13 protein-coding genes and 1 tRNA gene are annotated in these 18,850 nt (G+C 38.9%); 5 read left to right on the top strand and 9 right to left on the bottom strand.

All coding sequences use genetic code 11. From position 1 onward, the window contains the following. Positions 1-264: 264 nt before the first annotated feature. The 3 genes from FCR06_RS26040 to FCR06_RS26030 all read left to right on the top strand — a co-directional run bounded on the left by FCR06_RS26040 (position 265) and on the right by FCR06_RS26030 (position 2,684). Positions 265-1,257 carry an NAD-dependent epimerase/dehydratase family protein gene (locus FCR06_RS26040; RefSeq protein WP_138504922.1) on the top strand — a complete coding sequence of 331 codons (993 nt, stop codon included), beginning with the start codon at positions 265-267 and terminating at the stop codon, positions 1,255-1,257. 267 nt (positions 1,258-1,524) lie between these two features. Next, positions 1,525-1,809 carry a DUF427 domain-containing protein gene (locus tag FCR06_RS26035; RefSeq protein WP_138504920.1) on the top strand — a complete coding sequence of 95 codons (285 nt, stop codon included), beginning with the start codon at positions 1,525-1,527 and terminating at the stop codon, positions 1,807-1,809. A gap of 194 nt (positions 1,810-2,003) precedes the next feature. Beyond that, on the top strand, positions 2,004-2,684 hold the full coding sequence (locus FCR06_RS26030) for a Uma2 family endonuclease (RefSeq protein ID WP_138504918.1): 681 nt from the start codon (positions 2,004-2,006) through the stop codon (positions 2,682-2,684). A gap of 313 nt (positions 2,685-2,997) precedes the next feature. Here the strand turns inward: FCR06_RS26030 and FCR06_RS26025 are convergent, their stop codons facing one another. From FCR06_RS26025 to FCR06_RS25995, 7 genes are all read right to left on the bottom strand, one after another. Beyond that, entirely contained in the window at positions 2,998-5,700 is a 2,703-nt protein-coding gene (locus FCR06_RS26025; RefSeq protein ID WP_138504916.1) for an NACHT domain-containing protein, read from the bottom strand. Positions 5,701-5,805: 105 nt separating this feature from the next. Then, complete coding sequence (locus FCR06_RS26020; protein WP_138504914.1) at positions 5,806-6,246, bottom strand: hypothetical protein; 441 nt, start codon at positions 6,244-6,246, stop codon at positions 5,806-5,808. 227 nt (positions 6,247-6,473) lie between these two features. Further along, positions 6,474-9,491 (bottom strand): hybrid sensor histidine kinase/response regulator, encoded by a 3,018-nt coding sequence (locus FCR06_RS26015; protein ID WP_138504912.1) that lies wholly within the window; start codon positions 9,489-9,491, stop codon positions 6,474-6,476. Between the two features lie 341 nt (positions 9,492-9,832). Next, positions 9,833-12,637 (bottom strand): methyl-accepting chemotaxis protein, encoded by a 2,805-nt coding sequence (locus tag FCR06_RS26010; RefSeq protein ID WP_138504910.1) that lies wholly within the window; start codon positions 12,635-12,637, stop codon positions 9,833-9,835. Between the two features lie 82 nt (positions 12,638-12,719). Continuing rightward, positions 12,720-13,217 (bottom strand): chemotaxis protein CheW, encoded by a 498-nt coding sequence (locus tag FCR06_RS26005; RefSeq protein WP_138504908.1) that lies wholly within the window; start codon positions 13,215-13,217, stop codon positions 12,720-12,722. 4 nt (positions 13,218-13,221) lie between these two features. Next, complete coding sequence (locus FCR06_RS26000; RefSeq protein WP_138504906.1) at positions 13,222-13,599, bottom strand: PleD family two-component system response regulator; 378 nt, start codon at positions 13,597-13,599, stop codon at positions 13,222-13,224. Positions 13,600-13,703: 104 nt separating this feature from the next. Continuing rightward, on the bottom strand, positions 13,704-14,741 hold the full coding sequence (locus tag FCR06_RS25995; RefSeq protein WP_138504904.1) for a response regulator: 1,038 nt from the start codon (positions 14,739-14,741) through the stop codon (positions 13,704-13,706). Positions 14,742-15,490: 749 nt separating this feature from the next. Here FCR06_RS25995 and FCR06_RS25990 point away from each other — a divergent pair. Beyond that, a complete protein-coding gene (locus FCR06_RS25990; RefSeq protein WP_138504902.1) occupies positions 15,491-16,153 on the top strand; it encodes an HAD family hydrolase in 663 nt (220 codons plus the stop codon). Between the two features lie 208 nt (positions 16,154-16,361). Here FCR06_RS25990 and FCR06_RS25985 read toward each other — a convergent pair. After that, positions 16,362-16,443: transfer RNA gene (locus FCR06_RS25985), tRNA-Leu, on the bottom strand. Between the two features lie 180 nt (positions 16,444-16,623). Then, complete coding sequence (gene alr / locus FCR06_RS25980) at positions 16,624-17,811, bottom strand: alanine racemase (RefSeq protein ID WP_138504900.1); 1,188 nt, start codon at positions 17,809-17,811, stop codon at positions 16,624-16,626. 490 nt (positions 17,812-18,301) lie between these two features. Here alr and FCR06_RS25975 point away from each other — a divergent pair, with 490 nt between their 5' ends. Further along, on the top strand, positions 18,302-18,799 hold the full coding sequence (locus FCR06_RS25975; protein WP_138504898.1) for an HNH endonuclease: 498 nt from the start codon (positions 18,302-18,304) through the stop codon (positions 18,797-18,799). Positions 18,800-18,850 lie beyond the last annotated feature (51 nt).

Genomic DNA, 18,850 nt, shown 5'->3' with positions numbered 1-18,850 from the left:
ATGTAAAGACTAAAAACGGGGTGGCGATCGCTATTCGCTCTAATTATTAGGATAGCTTGCTTGTTGCCACTGCTGGTCTGAATAGAATAAATATTTTTACATATAAAATATGTAAGATAATAGCTTAATTATCGAAAATATCTTACTGATTGTGAATCTTGTGAATCCATTTTTGCAGCAAAATACATATCTTACGCAGTAGGGTGTGTAGACTAACGCACAGTGAATAACTGATGACGCGGTACTTTCAGCAATTACAAATTTATGTTAGATAATAAAGAATTTTTCTTGGATAAAAATTCTTCTAGGAAAAATATTTTGATTTTAGGTGCAACCGGCTATATTGGCGGAGCCTTGTGCCGTAAGTGTTCCCAGACAGAAGATTTAGCTGTATTTGCACTTGTGCGTCCAAGTAGTGATGTTGAGGCGATAAAGCCTTTGTGCAAGGAAATAATCCGCTCTCAAGAAGCAGACTTTTCCAGTAATGATGTTGCTCAAGCAATTCGCAAGCATGGTATCACAACAGTAATTAATGTTGCTTGGCATATGCCTCCAGAGTCAACCAAAGAAGCTCAATTTGCCAAAGACCGGATATCATTAGAAGCCGCTTTACACGGTGCTAAGGCAGTTTCACCGGATATTCATGTAATTACAACCAGTGGGAATTTCTCTTTAATTACCGCTGATGGCGGACGAATCACGGAAACGCCTCCACCAAAAGGTTATACACCACCGGAATATTTAGCATTTATTGACTTACTAATCAGTGTGAATGTGTTGAAAGATGGGCTAGTAGAAGAATATATCAGCAACGGAGGTAACGCTTCTATTGTCTATCCTGCATCAGTGTATGGTTCGGCACCAACTCGTGGCAGTTTTTGGGATTTTGCAATTCAGCAGTTCATTACAGGAAAACCACACCAAGGCTATCAGCCATTTCCACCAGATTTTATGACGGCATGGGTTCATGTTGATGATTTGGCAGACTGCTACGTTGCCGCAGCGCGAAAAGGTACTAAAGGAGGACGTTACTTGGCTGCGCCGGAAAATTTGAGTATTAGCCAGATATCAACTTTGTTTGCCGAGGCTGCTGGGGTAGAATTCGTTGCACCAGTCTTTGAAAACAAAGACAAAGTTATATTTGATGATTCTCATACCAAAGAAGTGCTTCAACTTCAATGGAAGTATAAGGTGGCTGATGAGGTCAAAGGTTGGGTAGAGAGAATAAAAGAGTTAGGAACTTATTTTTTAGAATAAAAATTACGAATTAACGCCTGATGTGAATCAGAAACGTCTCTTATCCCACAAGGGTTTCTAAATTCGCTCAAAATCATTGTTTTGGGATTAACTATGAAATTACAAGGGTTTCAAGACTTAATTCACATTAGACCTAATTAACAAAGTGCCACTGGGCATAAAAATGAGAACTTAGATTGTGCTGCGCTCATCATCGTGTCCCCACGTCAACCTAAATACTGTGAAAGTGTCAAAATATATATGTAAACTTTATTTACAAAATCACTTATGCCGAAAGCAATTTGGAATGGTGCAGTTTTAGCCGAGAGCGATGATACCGTAGTTGTGGAAAACAACCATTATTTTCCTGCTGACACAATTAATAAAGAGTACTTCCAAGAAAGTAACACCCACACTACTTGTCCTTGGAAGGGTGTCGCTAGCTACTACAGTGTCGAAGTTGATGGACAAGTTAACAAAGATGCTGCTTGGTACTATCCCAGCGCCAAAGAGAAAGCTAAGAATATTGAAGGCTATGTCGCTTTTTGGAAGGGCGTAAAAGTCGAACCTTAATCAAGATTGCTGGAAGTATTTTATTTCCAAATAATTAATTTAGTATTTACAGCAATCATCAAACTAAATTTTGTGGAGGTTAGCTTGTGTTAACCTCCATAGTCTTAAACTGGAATTGAAATTTGGATTTGAGAAAGCGATCGCCTCAGACAACACTGTTAAAATAAACCCATACTTGATGCGGTATTCATTTTATGACCATCGCGCCAGAAGTAAATGCTCAAGCAGGTATCTGCCAAGATGTTATATTTCCTCCTAGTGAGATATATAGTGACGAACCACCCTTAGAAAGTGACCTACATCTAGAGCAAATTATGCTCTTACTCCAATGTTTAAAATGGCTGTGGCAAGATAGAAATGATTTCTACGCAGCGGGAAACTTGACTATCTACTACAGTCCGCATCAGAGCAAATCAGAATTCTTCCGAGGGCCAGATTTTTTTGTAGTGCTAGGATGCGAACGTAAAAATAGAAAAAGTTGGGTGGTGTGGGAGGAATATGGCAAATATCCCAATGTCATCGTCGAAATTTTGTCTGACTCTACAGCAAATACAGACAAAGGTTTAAAGAAAACAATTTATCAAGACACCTTCCGCACACCAGATTATTTTTGGTTCGATCCTTACACCTTAGAATTGGCAGGGTTTCATTTATTAGATGGAGAATATCAACCCCTGCAATCAAATGAACGAGGGCATTTGTGGAGTCAACAATTAGGATTGTATCTTGGTGTTCATGAGGGATTATTACGTTATTTTACACCAGATTATCAACTAGTACCTACACTGGAAGAAATTGCTCAGCAAGCACAACAACAAGCAGCACGTTTGGCAGCAAAACTGCGGGAGTTAAATATCAATCCAGATACAATCTGAGCCAAACATGATTATTTATAAGTTTTGCTTAGGCTGTTGTAACGAGCGCATAAGTTTTGTCAAAAATAGATCGGCATTCTGAACGAACAGACAAGTTTTAATGACCAATGGACAAGCATTCTGAACGGAAGAAGTTGTGTTGTGAACGAACAAACGAATTTTCGTTCACAACCGATAAGCGTTCTGAACGAAACAACTTGTGTTGTGAATCAACGGATAAGCATTCTGAACGAAACAACTTGTGTTGGTAACGAACGGACAAGCTATTGTTACCACAAAAACTTCATTTGTAACGTCACTGCGGCAAAAGTACTTAAATTATTCTTGTGAAGAAGATTTTCTTTAAGCTTTGCATCGCACGAGTAGCAACATTATGCTGATGCCAAGCTTGATAAAAGGCTGGATAAGTCATAGTTCGAGCGCAGTGCCAGATTAGTTTATAGCAATCTTTGAATAGCTCAAAGTCATTTTTATAAGTTTCATTTGAGAAGTACTTCTTCAAAGCAGTGACTACTGCCGTCATCTTTTCAGGTTCGGTTAAAGTTTTCCCTAAGCTATATGTTGCTTGTCTACAGGTAGTTTCATCTTGAGCAGTACCTACTAACTCTTTTAATGCAGTGATAGCAGTGAGATTATCTTTGCCTCTTTTTTCTAAGCTTGCCAGTAGCAAATTGGGAAGTTCATTTTGAGAAGTCCAGATAAACTCTTCTAATCCAACCATAACTGTGGGAAGATTGTACTTGGCTATTTTCCCTAAGCTTTCTGCTACTAGCCAACGGATATCTTGATCTTGAGAAGTAAGGAGTAACTCCTCTAATGCAATGATAGCTTTAGGATTGTATTTAGCTATTTTCTCTAAGCTTGATGCCGCTTCTAAAGGAATATATTCATCTGGAAAAGTAATGATTAATTCCACTAATGCAGCAATTGCTGTAAGATTATCTTTGGCTATTTCTCCTAAGCTAGATGCTGCTAACAAACGCGTATATTCATCTTGAGAAGTATGAATTATCTCCTCTAATATACTGATATAGTTAGTATTGTCTTTGGCTATTTTCCCTAAGCTAGATGCCGCTAGCAAACGGGTATATTCATTTTGAGAAGTATAGATTAGCTCCTCTAATACAGTGATGGCTGTGGCATTATCTTTGCCTATTTCTCCCAAGATATAAATCGCTTGCTTACAGGTTTCTTTAGATTGAGAAGTACGGATTAACTCCACTAATACAGTGATGGCTGTGGCATTATCTTTGCCTATTTCTCCCAAGATATAAATCGCTTGCTCACGAGTTTCTTCAGATTGAGAAGTACGGATTAACTCCACTAATACAGTGATGGCTGTGGCATTATCTTTGCCTATTTCTCCCAAAATGGATACGGCTTGCTCACGAGTTTCTTCAGATTGAGAAGTACGGATTAACTCCACTAATGTAGCAATAGCTTTTGTACGGTCTGTCTGTTGCAATGTTGTCCTAGCTTCCTCTTCAATTACATAGGGAAATTGTATCCACTTTTGTTTTTTAGTGTTGAAATAACCAAAGCCCCACTTAACAATTTGCGCTACTATTTCATCTGCTCTAGAATAATCTTTAAACTCAGCAATTCCTACAGATGCTAAAAAGTAGGCGCGGTATTCATAAAATCCTTTATCTAAATCTTTTTTATTCCAATTGCCACATCCGTCTTTAAAGTTTACTAAAGCATCTATAAACCATTGCTTTTGCTGTTTGAGGTTTTCTTCTTCTCGCCCCAACCAAAGTAATATTGTTTGCTTCCATTGCGGTTCAAAGATGCGATAAGTTCCTTGACTGGGATTTTTAGGAACGTGGTTGAGAAAGAAATGCCAGTCATCAATTGCTATAGCAGCAAAGTACTCTTGAAATGAAGCATGAAAGAAAGCGTAAACAGGTTTTCTATTTGTATCTATCCTTACACAATTCAGCCAGCCACGATTTAGTGCCAATTTGAGCAGCGACTTTTCATCATCAGCATTTCCCAAAAACTGACTAACAAAATCATGTCGCAAGCGAAAACGGGTTGCTTCTTTATCTATTGCTGCTTTAGCTAATTCGCCTAGTTTGACATTGAGTTGCTGCTGCTCAGGTGTTGTAGGAATTTCTTCTTTTTTCCATTTGTAGAAGTCATCGACAAATTGCTGATATAGTCCCGCTTGGGTATCCGGTAATTTGCCATCTCCTGATTGCCAATTCAAACACAGCAGCGTTAACCGCAGAGGATTTTTCACTAAATCCTGAATCGGTTCCTTACCTGATTCTTTCAACACAGTACATAACTGCTTCCCAGTTTCAGGAATAGCAGCGAACCATTTGTGAATAAATCTCTCTACATCTTTTGGATAAGAAAAATCTAAACTGCAATAGGTATCAAAATCATCAAGTGCATTAGTGCTGCCATCCCACAGATTAACCCTACAGGTCAGCACAATTCGCGCTTGAGAAATTAATCTTACTTCACGGAATTGTCGTGCAATTTCTGTAAGAGGATTACCTGAAGATGCCGACATTTCATCTAACCCATCTAGCAGCAGCCAGACATTATTTTGATTAAACAGAGCAACAAAATCATTCTTTAGTTGCTCAGTGGGTTCAGCTTTACCTGTTTTTTCGGCAACCTGAGTTAACCAAGTTTCAAACAAATAAGATTTCAGTTCCTTCTGTCGCAAATCTGCTAAAGATACCCAAATCACAATCGACTGATAAATCTCACGAGATACCCAATCAGCAATCTGCTGTAATAGTGTTGTCTTTCCCGCACCTGGTTCGCCAATGATTGCAATTCGCTTACCTTGACTTTTAGGCGTGTTCTTCTGTTTAATAACTTCTTCAAGAAAAGCATCATGCTCAAATGTTTTGGTGATTTCTGTCTCCTTGTACAGTTCTGAACCCTGTTCTGGAGAAATATTACCTTGACGCTTGGATGGTTTTTTGCGCTCAACTAATCCCACTGGCACATAAACATCATCAACTTGCAGGGCGACTCCTTCAGTTGATGTCAAAGGATTTGTAGTCAGCTTTCGCCGTTCTGCAAGTATTTCACAGCAGACTTCACGCCAGTCATCGGGAGTTAACTTTGTCCCATCCTCCCCTTGAGACGACTGTAGTCAAAAGGTGAAGTTATTAGTTTGGTTATTTATCTGTCCTTGATTTACAACCCCAATTTTTTCTGCTAGCTGCGTCAGATTTTGAATGGTTGGCTGTTGAGACTTGAGGGTATTTTCGATTTCTTGAATTTTTTGAGTGAGTTTTGGTTCTGCTTTTGCTGCTGCTTCCACTTCTACAACAGCTTGAGCAATTTCTGGGTCTGCGTCTGCGGCTGCTTTCAGTTCCAGCACAGCTTGACCATAATTTAATCGCTGCGGTTCATTTGCCTCAACAGCACTGGTGAGTAATGGCGACTTATTCTTTTGGCGGAGTAATTTGATTAACTTACCACCTAGCGTCCATGTAGCATCACCAATGTTTTCGCCGATTTTCTCCTGTGCCTTAGTCCAAAGTGTAGTGGCGATCGCACTAGCAACAGCCGTCAATGTTATAGTTACCATAAATTCACCAAAACTGAATTAATATAGAAATTATTTCAATTAATACAAATAGTATTACGCAAAACCTGGGCAATTATTACTGATATAACTCGGTCTTTTAACCCGCGCAGGCGAATTTTGTCTGTATAGCCGCGACTTATAGTCGCCAAGGCACTATATAAAACAAGCGGTGCGTTAGCCTTTGGCGTAACGCACCCTACAAAAATCTAATTAGGAATTATTAATTTTCAATTTGATGCTGCTTTTTCTGTAACATTACGAATTATTTCTTCCAATGTTTGCAGCAATTCTTGTTCGTTATAGGGTTTAGAAAAATAAGCTCTCGCACCCAACTGCATAGCCAATTGCCGATGTTTATTACTACTACGAGAAGTCAACATAGCAACCGGAATATTTTTTGTATCAACGTCTGAGTTTACCTTACCTAAGAAGCCATAACCATCGAGACGAGGCATTTCAATATCACAAATTACTGCTTCAACTTTCAATCCATTTTGGAGTTTTTCTAAAGCATCTTGACCATCTTTAGCTTGTTCTACTTGATATCCTCCTTTTTCTAGAGTTAAAGCTAAAAAACGGCGAACATTAATTGAGTCGTCTACAATTAAAATTGTGCCTTTGAATTTACTAGATACTACAGATGCTTTCTCTTCATCAAATATCAAAAAAGGTGTCTTTAATCTTGCTGACGGTAATTGAGTCCCTCTAGGAGTGCGCTGATTACTAGCAATCCAATATAGTAATTCATTGATATTCACTAATGGAACTACTCGACCATCACCAAGAATTGTACAGTTACTAAAGCCTTGAGGTAGAGGTATATTTCCCTCAACTTGGCGAATAGCTACTTCTTGTTCGCCCCAACAACGGTCTATTTGTATCGCTACTGGTTGATTATTACCTTTGACTACTAATACACTGTTAGCATTAATTGCTGCTGGAGTTTCCAGTTCTGCGTTATCGTAACGCAGGCAATTAAATTCTAAGTACCGATTCAAGCGAATTAGTGGCAACATAGTTCCTTGCCAATTAAGGACTTCGCTACCCGCCATTTGAAAAACTCGCTCGTTTTGAAGAAGCGATATTTCAGAAATGACATCTGTGGGAAATGCCAATAGCATTTTGTTAATTTCTACTAGCAGCACTCGTGCTATAGAAAGTGTAAATGGTACTGAGAGGATGAACGTGGTACCAACTCCCGGTTCCGTATCAACTTTAATATCTCCTCGAATCAATTTAAGATTGTTGCGAACCACATCCATCCCAACACCACGACCGGATAATGTTGTCACTTGGTTGGAAGTGCTAAAACCTGGTTCAAAAATGAGTGATAATAGTTCTTCATCACTAGCATTATCGATTAGAGAAGCATCTAAGCCCATAGCTAAAGCGCGGGTGCGAATTTTATCTAGAGAAATGCCCCAACCATCATCACGTATACTAATCAGCGTGCGATTACTATGATGAGTTGCTTTAATTTCAATCAATCCTTGTTCTGGTTTACCGAGAAGGCGACGAGTGGCAGGATCTTCGATACCATGATCGAAAGCATTTCTTAATAGGTGCATTAAAGGCTCGTTCAATGCTTCTAAAATGCTGCGTTCAATTAGAGTGTTGCCACCTTCAATTTTTAGCTGTACATTCTTTCCATACTCTACATTTAAGTCACGCAAAGCTCTAGGAAAACGCTCAACTAAATCTGATAGCGGTCGCATCCGGATATGATTAAGTTTTGTTTGTAATTGTTTTGATGTTTTGTTAAGTTTACGCGCAATTTGGTCTGTATCGTCTACACTTAATTGCACATCAGTTGTGACTTCCTGTAGCTGAACAATGGTTTCCATAACTTCCTGCGATCGCAGGTTTAAATCGTTATGGCGCTCCAATTCTAAAGCATTAAATTCTCTCTCTACCTCTGGGATATGGTGACCATTTTCAAGTGGAAATTCCCCACTACCAGGTATAGTAAATTGAGTAGAAATTTTATCGTAAGCTGTACGTAATTCTTGGTTTTCTCGGTCGAGAATTTGCACTCGTTGGTTGAGATGACGCACTAGTTTGCGTAATCTTTCTAATTGGGCATTTAATCCATTGCGTTGAACAACTAGTTCTCCAAATAAATCATTAATTTGTTCGAGTTGTTTGCTGGGAACTCGAACAGTATTTTCTGGAATTTCCCGTTCTTTGCCAATAGCTAATTTGGCATCTAAAGAGTGATTGTCTTTCACAAATATTATATTTTGTTCTATAATATTTCCGGCATTAATATCATCACTAAATTCTGCATCTAAAAATGTAAAATTAGTAGTAACTGTTTCATCTTTATTACTAACTTTTATAGATGTTGATCCGATTTCTGTATCCAAGATATCTGTGTCAGTTGTATTTGTAGCGCTCAATGGTGGTATTACTTCTGTTGTTAATATTGGCTGAGATTGGATAGAATTACCAAATTGAATTTTCGTAGGTAAATTATCTAATTGATTTGTCAATACCAAAGCTTGCGATCGCCGCCATGCTTGCAATGCTAACTGAGCAATTTCATAAATGCGTTCCCCGAAGGGGTTGTCGGAGACATCGCTGCTAGCAGTGGCTAATTGCTGGGTTACTGACTCACAAAGTTTGCTAAAAGCTGGTAACTGGAGCATTTCTCCCAAACCGCCCAATTCCACTGCCATAGCCGCAAATTCTTGTTGTAAGTTAAATTGCTGGCTATTTGCTAACACAGATTCTAAACGCTGCAAACACTCTTCTACTTCTGTTTCAAATAGCAAAGGAATAACATCTTGTCCATCTTCTGGGGATAACATGGTTGTGGCATCCTCAGGGGTAGGGTCACCCAAGCGTTCGTGCAATTCATCAAAAATTGGGTAACAAAAAGTTGCTAACCACTGTTCTTCAACAACATTTCCTTGGGCAAGTAATTCGACAATTTGACGCAACCAATCAACACCAGAAAGCAATAAGCTTTGCAACTGAGTATCAATTTCTAAAGAATTTTTTCGAGTTTTTAAAACTTTGAAATAATCTTCTAAACGATGAGATAAATCACTAAGCGAGCGAAATCCCATCATTGCTGCGCCGCCTTTAATCGAATGAGCCGCCCTGAGTGCAGCATTAATTTTATCTAAATCGATGCGGTTGCTAGTATCGATTTCCAACAATACTCCTTCTAGGGTATTCAAGTAATCGGTTGCTTCTTCCAAAAACTGCATTTGGATTTCTAATTCTTTGTCATTTAACATGATTTTTGTTTAAGTCCCGTTATTAATTATTAACTATTAGTCATTAATCATTAGTCATTGTGTATGAGGTATTAGGCATTAATCATTGGTTTTGGACAAATAACAAATGACTAACAACTAATGACAAAGCGCAAAGTCTGTAGACGCTTCTGCGGTAAGAGGGTCGCGGTCTTGGCGGTTTCCGTCGATTGCGATCCCCCGAACCCGTAGGGCTTCCCGCAGGGTGCGGAGGTTTCCTGCGAATAGACGGCAATTCCTTTAAGCGGGGGAACCCCGCCAACGGACTGCCTCAACTTTGTAAGAGAGGACAAATGACAAATGAATAACGACTAATGACAAACTTAATTAACTTTAAAAGTTCCAACAGTCTCTTGCAATTGCTGGGAAATTTCCACAGTTTCTTGCAGAGATTGGGAGATTTGCACAGAAGAATCGCTGGTGCGTTGTGATACAGCGGCGACATCTTTCATCAATTGGCTGACACTTTGTGATGTTTCTACTTGAGATGCAGTTGCAGTAGAAATCGACTGCACTAAAAAATCAATTTGACGCGATACATCCAAAATCTGATTTAGACTTTCCTTTGCCTCCTCTACAATTCGAGTACCTTCCACCACTTGGGTAGTTCCGATTTCCATCGCATGTACCACTTCGCTGGTTTCTCGTTGGATATTCTCCACAATTTCTTCAATTTCCTGGGTTGCAGCTGCACTCCTAATTGCTAGTTCACCAACTTCTTCTGCAACGACAGCAAAACCTTGACCTTCTTCGCCAGCACGCGCAGCTTCTATACCAGCGTTAATTGCAAGCAAGTTGGTTTGGATGGCGATTTGGTTAATTAAAGAAACTACGCGAGAAATTTGTTGCGAAGATTCGCCAAGACGCTTGACTTTTTTAGCTGTTTCACCAACTGTTTCCCGCATAGACAGGATGTTTTGTACTGTTAAATCCATAGCGTGTCCACTCTGAGTGGCGTTGTCAGCAGCATTATTGGCAATAAAAGCTGCTTTTTCGGCACTTTCGGCTACAGCCTGCATAGATTGAGTCATTTGGTCAACAGCGTCGAGAGTGCAATTGATTTGAGTGGCTTGGGTGAGTGCTTCCTCTGCTAATTGGTGAATGGCTCCTTCGTTAGAGCTGATGGCGGTATTTACTTGAGTAGCAGCTTGTTTAACTTGGGTAACAATATCTCGCAGACTTTCGACAATCGAGTTGAAAAAGTCAGCAACAGTGCCTATTTCTCCAGCAGTCACGTCTGCACGCACTGTCAAGTCGCCTCTAGCTGCACCTTCTATGTCATCAAGTAATTCTAAAAGTTGTTGTTGCAGTGCTTCATTTTCTTGCGGTTCTTTATCAAAATCTATTACTGCAACATTCTTGGCTTGTTTTATTTCTTCTAGTAGCTTAGCTTCTTCCAATGCATAACCGATTTGAGTTGCTATATGTTGAAATAAGTTAATTTCTGGCTGTTGCCAAACACGAGGACTTTCACAATGATGAGCAATTAATAAACCTAAAAGTTGCTCTTGGACAATAATTGGTGTAATTAAACTACCTTTGACCGCAAATTTTTCTAATAGTTGAATGTAACTGTCAGCATTTTTAAAGTTTTGGTCTTGATAAATGTTGGCAACCGCTTGTACTTGATTATCTGGATTAGCTTCTATATAGCATGTCCATAAACAAGGCTCGTAGATTTGCGCTCCAATCATTTGAGACCAATTGCTACTTACTGATTCAGCAATAACGACACCATCTTTAGTATCTGGATTCAGATGATAAATAATTACTCGGTCTGTTTTTATCGCTCGGCGAACTTCTTGAACTGCTATTTGATAAACATCTTCTGTTTTCAGAGTTCCGCGAATATTTAAACTAATATTTGCTAATAGTTTTGCTGCTTCAACATCTAGTTCCTGTTTCTTGGGTAAAACCTCTAATTGTTCAGCCATCTGGTTAATATTTGCACTCAATACCCCTAATTCATCTTCTCTTTGAGTGTGCAAACGGGTATTTAATTTTCCTTGATTTAGCTTTGCTAATGCCGCAATTGCATTCAAAATTGGCTGTATAGTCAGTTTCGCTAACCAAGATGCGATCGCTGCTACAATCAAAGCTGTTAATCCAGTGCCGATGGCTATAATCCACAATAGTTGTCTTTGCGGCTCAAATACAATTGCTGTGTCTGTAGATAAAAGTACTTGCCAATTTAAATCGGGCAAGCCATCTAACTTAGTAGATGGCACGTAGCTAACTAATTCTTGTTTTCTAGAATTTTTGGGAACTTCGATAAAACTATCTACTTTTTTTGCTGTTGGCAACTTAGCTAAACTTCGATATTCTGCCTTTGCCTGTTTGCCCAATAATTGCTTTTGTGGACTTAAGAAAACTATTCCTGTTGCATCAATTAAATAATATTTTTGTCCATTAACTGCATAGTTGTTAATAACTTCATCTAAAAATTTTACGGGCATCTGCGCTCTAACTACACCAATAGTTTGATTGGTAAATCTATTTTTAATTGGTGCTGCTATATAAATATTTATCACTCCAGTATTTGTTGCTGCTTCTGGATTACTAATAACAGGAGTATCTTTTTGCAGAACTTCTTGAAAATACTTCTGGTCTTTTTGGTTTTCTAAAAGTTCGCCTGTAGATTGAACAATTAAATTGCCTTGGGTATCAAAAATGGCAACACTATCATAAGCTTGGTAAGCTTCCACAACCCGATTCAGAACTGCTTGCTTTTCTTGACTATTTGTCAAAAATGGTAAACTAGATATTACTTGAATATCTCCATAGCGTCCAAGCATGAAACGGTTAATTTTATCACTTAAACCAGTGGCTTGGGCTTGTTGAGACTGAGTAACTTGCTTCGTAATCGATTTGTTAGCAAAGCTGAAAGCGATCGCACCTATGGTCAATACTGGTAGTGTACCAATGGCGATCGCCAAAATTGTTGCTTTCGTAACTAAGGTCAGTCTTGTAAAATAGTCAAAAACTGGATTTCCAGAAGACTTACTAGCCATGTCAGTAGTAGGTTTAATTGGCAGCTTTACTGCACTACCAATAATTTTTTGAGATGAAATCAGTGATGTTTGATTTGGAGGAACACTACCGTTATTGGTATCAGTTTTATTAAACATAAAATTATGCGCTATGTGAAAAAGTACACTAAAAATTATTTTTTTTAAATAATTTTGACTCCGGAAATATTTTTAGTAAACTTTAATTACTGCGAAGAATAGAAGACTGCACAATTGCTTGAGCATCTAATACGAGTAATATTTCTTTTTGTTGCACTACGCATCCACATAAATAAGGAACTAAACTAGACGCCACTTGTCCTATGGGAGAATGAATTTCATCAGCAACAAACTTAGTTGTACCTTTGATTTCTTGTACAACTAAACCTAACAACAATGATTCTACTCGGACAACGATCGCATTATACTGTCGCACCCGATAATCAAGAGATTCTAAATTCAATATTTTTGGCAAATCAATTACCCAAATTATCCGACTCCGCCAATTCATTAATCCTAATATACAAGGAGGCATATTAGGCATTGAAGTAACAGAATCAACAGGTATAATAATTGCTTCTTGAGTATGTTTCATTGATAAAACAGCACCAGTCTGTTGATTTAACTGAAATTTTAAATAACCATCTGCTAAGTTATTTTCGACTGGTTTGGAAGTAATTGTAATTTTTGTACTAGTCATTGATTTAAATTACCACTGATTTAATAGTGCGTAGAAGATGTTCGCGGGTGTAAGGTTTAGTTATATAGGCATCTGCTCCTTGTCTCATCGCCCACAATCGGTCAATTTCCTGATTTTTAGAACTACAAATTACAATTGGCACTTTTGCAGTAATTGGATTTTTTCTCAGGGAACGGCACAACTCAAATCCACTCATTTCTGGCATCACTACATCAGTAACAATCGCATCTAGTTTTTCTAACACAGCTTTTTCTAAAGCTTCTTTTGCACCAGTAGTTTTAATTACGTTGTAACCACTTTCTTTCAGATAATGGCTCATTAATTCCAATTCGCTGGGAGAATCCTCTACAATTAAAACTGTGCCAAGCAAAATCAGGCTCACTATAAATCTCCTAAAAGTAAATTAAGGCAATTAAATTTGGTATAAAAATTTAAAATTTAGGACTCAGAATTGAGAATTCAGGAGACAGAATTCCCAATTCTCAATTAATCAAGATATTTAAAAACAATTTTTAACAATTCTGACTGCGTAAAAGGCTTAGTTAAATATCCTGATGACCTGACCATTTTAGCTTTTGCCCTATCAATAAATCCTGTTCTTCCAGTTACCATAATGATAGGCGTATTTTTAAAGGCTGAATGTTTACGTAATAATGAACATAGTTCATAGCCATCCAATGAAGGCATTTCAACATCTAGCAAAATCAAATCGGGCTTACTCCGGAGAATTTGCATTAAAGCTTTCACAGGATCGCTGATTGTTACAACTGAAAATGTATTTTCATCCAGAAAGTACTTAATGGAATTCAATACTGTTTGACTATCATCAATACAGGCAATTGTATATATATTTTTGCCAACAGGTAACGATGTTATATGATTTTCAGAAATATCAAAATTGATTTGTCTAGGAGATTTTTGCCCAAGTTTGATTTGCAATTGTGGCAAAACTTGAGAACTTCCACCAGCAGGAATTGAGGACTTGATATTTTGTCGATTTCTTAACTGCTTTTGACAATGTTCAACAAGCAACCGCAAATCCAGACGACAGAACTTTGGTAGTTCAGCCAAAGAATTTTCTGGACTAAATTCATAGCTACCTTCTTTTAAGCACAGAAATGATTCCAGTACTTCTTTTGCTAATTCGTCTATCAGGGTTGCTGCTTGCACAGGGGTAATCAAATCCTGATTTACTAGCCAGCAAATAGCTTGATAATCAGGATTTTGTATTGACTGATGTTCATTTTTTCTCTCAAACATCAGCCGCATTTGTACGCGAGTGGCGCTGTTAAGATCAGGAATTTGCTGACTCAAGCGCCGCAAGTGACTATCAAGCCGCTCAAACAGTTTATCTGAATAGGAGGCATAAGTAAGTTTACCGTCCTCTAGATAAATTGACCAATAAACTATCCCAGTAAATACGCTTAAGCAACCTGTAGCACGCCGACTAGTTAATTGTGCCAACAGAGATAGCGGATGTAGTTTTTGGAACAACTTGAAGCTACCTATAGGAGTTGTGCTCATTTTGCTTTTACTCAGCTAAATTCGGTATGTGTAAGCTAAATTCGTGCAGAGTTCTTCCACAATTCAAATTAAGTAAAAGGCTTGCAAATTTTGTATTTTAAAGTACATAAACTTGAATTATAGATTTGTGGTAAAACTCAACGAAAGCAGCGTTATTTTCAAATGCTCAAATCTCAGTAAATTCGTAAATTCTTATTAATTTACTTTCTGTTACTGAAATTTAGAGACCTTCTTGAAAATAAGACATAGAAATGTCAAGACTAGATGAAGCCACTTTCCATTGAGTAACCCCATTCTGACCACAGGAATAATACTGATTTTCTTCAAATAATATCTTTGAACTTCTGTATTTACACTTAAGTAAAATCTAGTCTTTAATCATATAAGTACTAAATAAAGCTACTGTTCATTAAATACCCTCATTATGACCACAGGGATAATACGGATTTTTTTTTTAAAAATAGAACATAATTGAGAGTTCTTATAATAAATATGAGAATAATTGAATACCAGCAATATACATTTAAGAAAAGTATAAAGTTTCAGCACAAGTGATGTGTTCCGAACGCCGATTGCTGAGCTGGTACATCTACATTCAACAAAAAACTAGCTACTGAAGCTTTTAAGATTCTCCTTAAATTAAGGCAACACAAGGATGCGATCGCTCCCAGATTAAGAGTAAATACCTGCATATAATTGATTCTGAATTCTATGTTCTTCTTTAACACTCAAAAAAATGGAGTAACATTATGCGTTATTCTGTATTAGCCACTGACTATGACGGTACAATAGCAACTGACAATCATGTAAATGAAAATACTTTAGCAGCACTTACACGTCTGCAAAGTTCTGGTTACAAACTCATCTTGGTGACAGGTAGACAGTTAGATGAATTGCAACAAGTTTTTGTACATGTAGATTTATTCGATTATGTAATAGCAGAAAACGGCGCTTTGCTGTACTCACCAGCTACCCGTCAGGAAAAACTATTAGGTTCGCAACCACCAGCAGAATTTATTAATGCATTGCGCGATCGCCAAGTTAGACCCCTTTCAGTTGGTCGTGTAATTGTTGCCACATGGCATCCCCACCAAACCACAGTCTCAGAAACTATCCGCCACATGGGATTAGAATTGCAAGTCATATTGAACAAAGCTGCGGTGATGGTGCTACCCTCAGGAATTAACAAAGCTACAGGATTAGCCACCGCTTTGGCCCAGATGCAATTATCACCTGAAAATGTAGTCGGGATTGGCGATGCAGAAAATGACTATGATTTCCTGAGTATTTGTGGTTATTCAGTAGCAGTTGCCAATGCTTTACCAATGCTCAAAGAGCGTGTGGATTTTGTGACTAATTGTAGTCGAGGGGATGGTGTTATCGAATTAATTGAAAAACTCATCACCTCCTGACTTTTCCCAGAATCTGGAAAACCTCTCTAAATTTCTCTGTTCTTAGGAGAGAGACTTTAAATTTCTATTTTTGAAATGAGATTGCCTGTAGACTTTTCCACATAACGTGAAAAGTCAGATCAGTTATTGTGTCACCGACGACAAATAGTCAGTCATTGTACAATCATGCACGAGACTGTTGGCTCATACAGCTTTAGGTAATTAAAAGTGCGGATAAAAGGACTTGAACCTTCACTCCTTTCGGAACTAGAACCTAAATCTAGCGCGTCTGCCAATTCCGCCATATCCGCATCAGTTCACTATCATACCATAATAAATTATTTTTGAGAATAGGGAGTGGAAAGTGGGGAGATGGGGTGATGAGGAGAGAATAACACCCCATCTCCCCACACTCCCAATGCCCATTACCCCTTATCCCCAGAGGGGCCCCACCTTCCCCAATTCCCAAAGTCGGCATCCTTTATGCCCAATTACATAACTGCAACACGAGGCAGACGATGCTTGAAGCCGCAGAGAATTTCCCAGGAAATAGTATTTAATTGTTCTGCCCAATCGTCTGCTGAAATTTTTTCTTTTCCCTGTTCTCCAAGCAAGGTAACTACTTCTCCTTCTTGGATATCAGGTATAGCACTCACATCGAGCATCAACTGATCCATTGTAATTGTCCCAATTTGGGGGATTCGCTGACCGCGAATTAACACCTGCATTTTATTAGAAAGATGACGAGGAACGCCGTCAGCATAGCCAATTCCGACGACAGCGAGGCGAAGTTCATGTGGGGCAATAAATTGATGACCATAGCTGACAGCGGTTCCTGCGGCAATTGTTTTGACTTGGGTAACTCGTGCTTTAAGTTGTAAAACGGGTTTGAGGTCGATCGCCTTTTGTAAATGCGGCGCTGGGTAAAGTCCGTAAACTGCTAAACCTACTCGCGCAATATCGTAGTGCAATCCTCGGTCAGTGAGTGCAGCAGCTGAGTTGGCCAAGTGCAAGCAAGGCGGTTGGATTCCCAATGCTTTGATTTGAGCGATCGCTTCTTCAAATCGTCTATGCTGTTCTGCCATTGCGGTAGTATCGGGACTATCTGCTGTTGCCAAATGGGAATAAATACTGGCAATGGAAAGATGTGGTAACCGCTGCACTAATTGCACAAATTCACCAGCTTGCTGCCAATTAGTTCCCAGCCTCGACATTCCCGTGTCTAATTTGATGTGTACGGGTACGGGAGAACCAAAATTCATCGATTCTAGAGTATCAGAAAATACTAAGGCTTGTTTCGGGCTGCACAACGTAGGCTGAAGTTTCCATTGAGCGATCGCATAAATCTGCTCTGGTGTATGAGTCGCCCCTAAAATCAAAATCGGAGCTTGAATCCCGCCTTCTCGCAATTGAATCGCCTCTGGAACTGTAGCAACTCCCAACCAACTAGCTCCCGATTGAATTGCAGTTTGGGCAACTGTTACCGCTCCATGTCCATAGGCATCAGCTTTTACCACTGCCATCAACTGGGTGTGCGGCGATAACAACTGTACTAGTTGCTGTACATTGTCTGATAACGCTCCTAAATCAATTTCTACCCAAGCTCGTTGCGAAAACCACGCGTAGGTGTCGCACTGCTGATTACGGACTACACCAGGGATTTGTTTGCGACTTAACATTTGTACTGACTCCTATCACACCGTAGCTCAACTTCAAATTATCTATCTATACACGCTCTTAGAAGCGATATCAGATTAAACAGGAAGTTTACCCTTGACTTGGAGTTAATACAATATGTTGTGCTACTCAAGTAAAAGTTATGCTTAATTCATCATTGACGTTGCCTAAGGGTTTTAGACATTTCAAATCGATGGCGTGATTCAGCCGCCCTGTACTACTTCGTCCAAGTCATACCACTCCATTGCCAACATAAGTCTGAGCGCCAACTTTTGGCGTTGGCGTTAGCTTAAGATAAATTTATTTGTGTCTATATTTTTTAGAATTATGTCTACTCTTAGGGTTAGGCGTTTTACTTTCAAATTCTTAACTCTTGAGTGATAACTCATAACTTAATTTCCAAATTATTCCGAAAGTATAATTTCTTCTCATCTCCCTAGAAGGGTATATTTGTGTTAATATTAGTAAAACTAATACCCTGAGCGCAGATCAATGGGGAAGGTTTTAGTATTAAACGCCTCTTACGAACCTCTCAATATAACGAGTTGGCGTCGTGCTGCGGTTCTGTTAATCAAGGGCAAGGCAGAACGCTTGGAACACAATGGTAAATTCCTTTACTCGGATTTCCCGTTGCCGACCGTAATCAGGTTGCGTCATTATGTCCGCGTTCCTTATAAAGAAATTCCTCTGACGCGCCGAAACATATTGCATCGTGATGGTCATGCTTGTCAATACTGTGGTTACACAGGCGATGAGTTGACTTTAGACCATGTAATACCGCGATCGCGCGGTGGGGGAGATACCTGGGAGAACATTGTTACAGCTTGCGTTCGTTGCAATGTGAAAAAAGGCAGTCGTACTCCCCACGAGGCTCATATGCCCTTGCGTCATTCTCCTCGCCAACCTTATAGCAGCCTTTATTTCGAGGTCAGTAAACATCTTAAAAGTGGACTGCACGCGGAGTGGCAAAAGTATGTTATAGGACTTTGATATGATGTAGCCTACTAGCCCAAAGAGTATAGAGCAATAGTCAGGTTGCTC

This window comes from Nostoc sp. PA-18-2419 (assembly GCF_005869855.1).
Classification (GTDB): domain Bacteria; phylum Cyanobacteriota; class Cyanobacteriia; order Cyanobacteriales; family Nostocaceae; genus Nostoc.
This window is presented reverse-complemented; position numbering and strand designations above follow the sequence as displayed.

Bases quoted from the DNA above. Each gene is read 5' to 3' on its own strand.
- FCR06_RS26040 (WP_138504922.1), top strand. From the start codon at position 265: ATGTTAGATAATAAAGAATTTTTCTTGGATAAAAATTCTTCTAGGAAA.
- FCR06_RS26035 (WP_138504920.1), top strand. From the start codon at position 1,525: ATGCCGAAAGCAATTTGGAATGGTGCAGTTTTAGCCGAGAGCGATGAT.
- FCR06_RS26030 (WP_138504918.1), top strand. From the start codon at position 2,004: ATGACCATCGCGCCAGAAGTAAATGCTCAAGCAGGTATCTGCCAAGAT.
- FCR06_RS26020 (WP_138504914.1), bottom strand. From the start codon at position 6,246: ATGGTAACTATAACATTGACGGCTGTTGCTAGTGCGATCGCCACTACA.
- FCR06_RS26015 (WP_138504912.1), bottom strand. From the start codon at position 9,491: ATGTTAAATGACAAAGAATTAGAAATCCAAATGCAGTTTTTGGAAGAA.
- FCR06_RS26010 (WP_138504910.1), bottom strand. From the start codon at position 12,637: ATGTTTAATAAAACTGATACCAATAACGGTAGTGTTCCTCCAAATCAA.
- FCR06_RS26005 (WP_138504908.1), bottom strand. From the start codon at position 13,217: ATGACTAGTACAAAAATTACAATTACTTCCAAACCAGTCGAAAATAAC.
- FCR06_RS25995 (WP_138504904.1), bottom strand. From the start codon at position 14,741: ATGAGCACAACTCCTATAGGTAGCTTCAAGTTGTTCCAAAAACTACAT.
- FCR06_RS25990 (WP_138504902.1), top strand. From the start codon at position 15,491: ATGCGTTATTCTGTATTAGCCACTGACTATGACGGTACAATAGCAACT.
- alr (WP_138504900.1), bottom strand. From the start codon at position 17,811: ATGTTAAGTCGCAAACAAATCCCTGGTGTAGTCCGTAATCAGCAGTGC.
- FCR06_RS25975 (WP_138504898.1), top strand. From the start codon at position 18,302: ATGGGGAAGGTTTTAGTATTAAACGCCTCTTACGAACCTCTCAATATA.